Source organism: Paraburkholderia madseniana (genome assembly GCF_009690905.1).
Taxonomy (GTDB): domain Bacteria; phylum Pseudomonadota; class Gammaproteobacteria; order Burkholderiales; family Burkholderiaceae; genus Paraburkholderia; species Paraburkholderia madseniana.
In genome coordinates this window covers 1-1,696 of the sequence record NZ_VOSW01000257.1, presented here as the reverse complement: position 1 = coordinate 1,696, position 1,696 = coordinate 1, and the positions used below count along the sequence as shown (strand labels likewise).

The 1,696-nt window shown below is 60.9% G+C and carries 1 protein-coding gene; it reads left to right on the top strand.

Annotation, left to right across the window (positions count from 1 at the left end):
- Positions 1–102: 102 nt before the first annotated feature.
- A complete protein-coding gene (locus FSO04_RS45675) occupies positions 103–1,611 on the top strand; it encodes an integrase catalytic domain-containing protein (RefSeq protein ID WP_154567993.1) in 1,509 nt (502 codons plus the stop codon).
- The last annotated feature ends 85 nt before the right edge of the window (positions 1,612–1,696 follow it).

The window sequence follows — 1,696 nt, the reverse complement described above, 5'->3', positions numbered from 1 at the left end:
GACTCATCTGAATTGCAACTCGTGCTGACCTGTTGCCTCACGTAGTTTGCTACCAGCCGGATTGTCCGGCAGGAGCAGCACGAGGTGACGAGGCAAATCAGCATGACGACACGCAAGGAGTTGGTGACAGCATTGCAATTGCGGTATGGCAGCGCGACGTTCGGTGACCGGATCCGGATTCTCGACGAGTTCGTGGCGCTGACCGGGTATCACCGCAAGCACGCCATCCGGCTGCTGCGGGAGCAGCCCGGCGCGGCAAAGGAGACGCGCGAGCGCAACCGGCTATACGACGAGGCGGTACGCCAGGCGCTGACGGTGTTGTGGGAAGCAGCCGACAGGGTTTGCGGCAAGCGACTGAAGGCGTTGATCCCGAAACTGGTTGATGCCATGGAGCGGCACGGCCATCTCGACCTGGATCCGGTCGTCAAGGCCAAACTCCTTCAGGTCAGCGCGGCGACCATCGATCGCATGCTGGCCAATGCGCGTGCGCATATCGATGGGCAGCGCAAACGGCGCACGGGGGTGGGCTCGGCCATCCGGCGCAGCATTCCGGTGCGTACCTTCGCCGACTGGCGCGATCCACCACCGGGCTTCTTCGAGATCGACATGGTCGAACACTGCGGCGGCTCGAAGATAGACGGTGAGTTCGTCCACACCCTCACGCTGACTGATATCGCCAGCGGCTGGACAGAATGTGTGGCCATGCGAGTACGTAACCAGATGCTGGTGATTGAAGGATTTGAGAAAGCGGCTACCGATCTGCCATTCGCGATGCTTGGAGTGGACTCGGATAATGACAGTGCGTTCATGAACCAGAGCGTCCTCGACTACTGCAAGGGCCGCGGTCTTGTGCAGACGCGCTCGAGGGCCTACAAGAAGAACGATCAGGCCTGGGTGGAGCAGAAGAACGGCGCCGTCGTGCGGCGGCTGGTCGGTTATGGCCGGTTGAGCGGTGTCGATGCCAGGAACGCGCTGGCGCAGCTGTACGCGTCATCGCGGCTATACATTAACTTCTTCCAGCCTTCGTTCAAGCTGAAGTCCAAGACGCGTGACGGCGCGCGCGTACACAAGGTCTATTTAGCGCCGGCGACGCCGTGCGACCGGCTTCTGGCACACGACAGCGTCGAACCCGCTATCAAAGAGAAACTGAAGGCACAGTTCAAAGGCCTCGATCCTGTGCGGCTGCTGCAGGAGATGCGATCGGCTCAGCAGACATTGAGCGACTTCGCAGCCCACGGCGTGCGTGCTGAAGCAGCGCCGGCTGGCGAATCAGACGTTGCCGTCTTCCTCGCCAGCCTTTCTTCAGCATGGAAGGAAGGTGAGGCACGTCCAACGCACCGAAAGCAACCCAAGGCAAAGCACTGGTGGAGAAGTCGGGTGGATCCGTTCGCCGACGCGTGGCCGCTAATCGAAGGATGGCTGATTGCCGAGCCCTCGGTGCCGGCCAACGTATTGATGGATCGGCTGGCCGCGATGTTTCCAGAAGCATACGCAAGTCAGGCACAAATACGAACGCTACAGCGCCGGGTCAAGGCGTGGCGAGCAGAGCGCGTAAAGGAACTGATTCTGGGCGGCTTGCGAAAGTCCGCTGATGCGCCAGCCGAAGTGTGAGTTGCGGAAAAGTTGAAAGTCGCCGGGGGCCGGGCGCTCCGCGCCCGGCAAACCACGAAAGAAGAGAAGAAAGAAAGCGAAACGA